This window comes from Chloroflexota bacterium, from assembly GCA_020850535.1.
Classification (GTDB): domain Bacteria; phylum Chloroflexota; class UBA6077; order UBA6077; family JACCZL01; genus JADZEM01.
The window spans coordinates 1-2993 of sequence record JADZEM010000036.1; the positions used below are offsets into that span (position 1 = coordinate 1).

Consider the following 2993-nt stretch of genomic DNA (forward strand, 5'->3'; position numbering starts at 1 on the left):
CTGCAGATCACCTCTCAGCCCGCTCAGGGGACGCGGATTCTGCTGGAAGTGCCGTTGCCGCCCGAGGCCGGCGCTCCGGGGCAGCCCACCGGCCGAGCCGCCCTCGTCGATTCGGCCTGAATTGGAGACCTCGCATGACACACGACTATACGCGGTCCGCTGCCGGCAAGCCGGGTACGCGCGTCCTGATCGTGGATGATCACCCCGTCGTGCGCCAGGGGTTGCGCAGCCTCCTGTCCCAGTACCCCGACATTCATGTGGTCGGCGAGGCCGACGGCGCCCAGCCGGCGCTGGTGCAGGTCGAGGACCTTCAGCCGGATGTTGTGCTGGTGGACATCCGCATGGTCGGCCAGAGCGGCCTGGACCTGGCGCGCGAGCTCCGCCGCTCGGGCGCCCAGGCGCGCGTCATCATCCTCACGTCGCACGAGGAGGAAGATTACCTGGTCGAGGCCGCCCAGGCCGGCGTGCATGGTTATCTCCTCAAGAGCGCCTCGGCCGAGCTGCTGGCCGAATCCATCCGCGCCGCCCACGCGGGCGAGCATCGCCTTAGCCCCCAGTTGGTCAGTAAGGTCCTGCGGCAGCTGCAGTCCTTGAGCCAGGCGCAGGTCCAGATCGAATCGGGCCTGACCGATCAAGAGTTGGCGCTCCTGCGGCTGCTGGCCGAGGGCGCCAGTACGGCCGCGATGGCCGAAAAGCTGCACCTGGGCGAGCGCACCGTCAAGCGCAAGATCCAGGACATCCTCACCAAGCTCGAGGCGACCAGCCGCGCCCACGCTGTGGCCGAAGCCCTTCATCGCGGATTGATCTGACATAACCCCTGCTGGCGAGCCGATCCGCGATAGTCACCCGCTTGGGTCACTGGCCGCGCAGACGAATTGGACCAGATTGGCCCTTTTGGGCCAGCGATTGGCCCCCCTAACACTTCCTCCTGCCTCGCCCCATACGGTACGATAACAATCGGACAATTCCCCGTTCTTGCGTACGGCTGGCGGAGGCAGGGTATGGCAGCCTCGACCGACATAGCCGCTCGTCTAATCAGGTTTGAACAGCAACTCACAGCGTATCAACAGCTGCATCGCGACGAATTGGCAGAGCTGCGCCATGCCCTGCAGCAGTTCCGGCGCGATATTGCCGCGATCCGACCAGTTGAACCCCTCCGCGGCCTGCCCCACGTCGCTCCAGGCCCGGGGGCGTTCCTAGCGCGCGAGGAGGCCGATCCACAGACATAACGCCGACGCCAGATGACGGAAGCCGGGCCGAGGCGAGTTCGGCCAGTGTTCGCAGGCAGGAGGACAAACCGATGGCAGACGAAGAGAAGGTTCCCGCGGACCAGGCGCCGACGAAAATCACCCGACGCGATTTCCTCATCGGCGCCGGCGCGGGCGTTGTCGTAACCGGCGCGGTCGCGGCCGGCGTCGTGGCCATGCAGGAGCCACAGACGGTTGAAGTCATCAAGGAAGTCGTCAAAGAAGTGCCGGTCGAGGTCGTCAAGGAGGTCCAGGTCGAAGTTCCCGGCCCGGTCACCGTTGTTGGCCCCGTCCTGCCGGCCTCGCAGCGCGCCGTGACGCTGAAGATCGACGGCAAGTCGTATGACCTGATCGTCGACGTGCGCGAGAGCTTGTGGGAGACCGTGACCCACAAGCTTGGCCTGCGCGATCGCATCAACGTCGGCTGCGACCGGGCCGAGTGCGGCGCCTGCACGGTGGTCGTCGACGGCCGGGCCGTCAATGGCTGCACCATCCTGTCCGCGCGGCTGGGGCGCGGCCAGGAAATCCTGACGGTCGCCGGCATCAGCGCCGGGACGCGCGCCGAGGATCTGCACCCGATTGCCCGTCAATTCTGGCAGCAGGGCGGCTTTCAGTGCGGCATCTGCACGCGCGGCGTCGTCATGTCGACCTATGCCTTGCTCCAGAAGAACCCCAACCCAAGCGACGACGACATCGCCCAGGCGCTGGCTGGCAACATCTGCCGCTGCTCGGAATACCCGAAGATGTACGACTCGATCCATGCGGCGGCCGAGGAGATGCGGTCGGCCGCCTAGCGGCGCCGCGAGGTCATGGAGGATATCGCAATGGCTAATTTACACGTCGATGTAATGAAAGCCGTGCACGACGCGGCCTATGCGGCCAGCCTGCGGGACGAGGAGTGGGCGGCGCTGGCGCGCTCGCCCGAATTCGACCTGTTGATCGGGGAGTACCCCGAGCAGGCGCAGCGCTTCATCGCGGCCAACCGCGGCAAGCTGTCGCGTTTCGGCATCGGGGTGGCCCGCCAGGCGGCGCCCAACCGCTCGCTCCAGCAGGAAGAAGGCGAGTTCTCCGTCGTCGGCCAGGGCATGCGCCGCATTCAGGGCCTGGGGGTCGTCAGCGACCTGGGCAACTACGTCAGCAACATGAGCATGCCGCGCATGCTCCACCAGCGCACCCTGCGCAGCCCGCACCCGCACGCCCGGGTGATGAGCATTGACGACACCAAGGCGCGCGCCCTCCCCGGCGTCGTGGAGATCATCCACCGCTTCAACCTGTCCGAGGACGAGAACGCCCGCGTCACGGCCGGCCCGCCGGCCCACTACCTGTTCGATGAGGAGATCTTCACCGTCGGCGACCCGGTGGCGGTCGTGGCGGCCGAGGACCTGCACATCGCCGACGAGGCCCTGCGCCTGCTCGAGGTGGAATACGAGGTCTTGCCAGCCGTCATTGATTGGCGCGCGGGCATGAGCCCCTCGACCCCCAAGCAGTGGGAGAGCGATTTCAACGGCACGATCTCGTCCCTGTCGGAGGAGGCGCTGGGCGACCCGGAGGCCGGCCTGGCGGCGGCCGACGTGGTCGTCGAGGTCCAGTCGAGCCGCTCGACCGAGCAGCACATGGCGCTCGAGCTGACCAGCAACCTGGTCTGGTGGGACCAGGGGCGGCTGCACATGTACTACACCAACCAGCACGCCCATGGCACCCGCGCCGGCCTGGCCCAGCGCCTGGGGCTGCCGCAGAGCGCCGTGC

4 protein-coding genes are annotated in these 2993 nt (G+C 67.3%); 3 read left to right on the forward strand and 1 reads right to left on the reverse strand.

The features are described from left to right. Positions 1-134 precede the first annotated feature (134 nt). Positions 135-809 (forward strand): response regulator transcription factor, encoded by a 675-nt coding sequence (locus tag IT306_06015; protein MCC7367956.1) that lies wholly within the window; start codon positions 135-137, stop codon positions 807-809. 222 nt (positions 810-1031) lie between these two features. Here IT306_06015 and IT306_06020 read toward each other — a convergent pair whose 3' ends face one another. After that, positions 1032-1172: a hypothetical protein gene (locus tag IT306_06020; GenBank protein ID MCC7367957.1), complete on the reverse strand. Its 141-nt coding sequence runs from the start codon at positions 1170-1172 to the stop codon at positions 1032-1034. 128 nt (positions 1173-1300) lie between these two features. Between IT306_06020 and IT306_06025 the strand changes: the two genes are divergently transcribed. After that, positions 1301-2041, forward strand: coding sequence for a hypothetical protein (locus tag IT306_06025; GenBank protein MCC7367958.1), 741 nt, complete (start codon positions 1301-1303; stop codon positions 2039-2041). A 15-nt stretch (positions 2042-2056) separates the two neighbouring features. Beyond that, a partial coding sequence (locus IT306_06030; protein ID MCC7367959.1) for a xanthine dehydrogenase family protein molybdopterin-binding subunit occupies positions 2057-2993 on the forward strand: 937 nt, incomplete at its 3' end.

What these genes read in the sequence shown, in the direction of transcription:
- IT306_06015 (MCC7367956.1), top strand. Translation starts at nt 135, where the DNA reads ATGACACACGACTATACGCGGTCCGCTGCCGGCAAGCCGGGTACGCGC.
- IT306_06025 (MCC7367958.1), top strand. Translation starts at nt 1,301, where the DNA reads ATGGCAGACGAAGAGAAGGTTCCCGCGGACCAGGCGCCGACGAAAATC.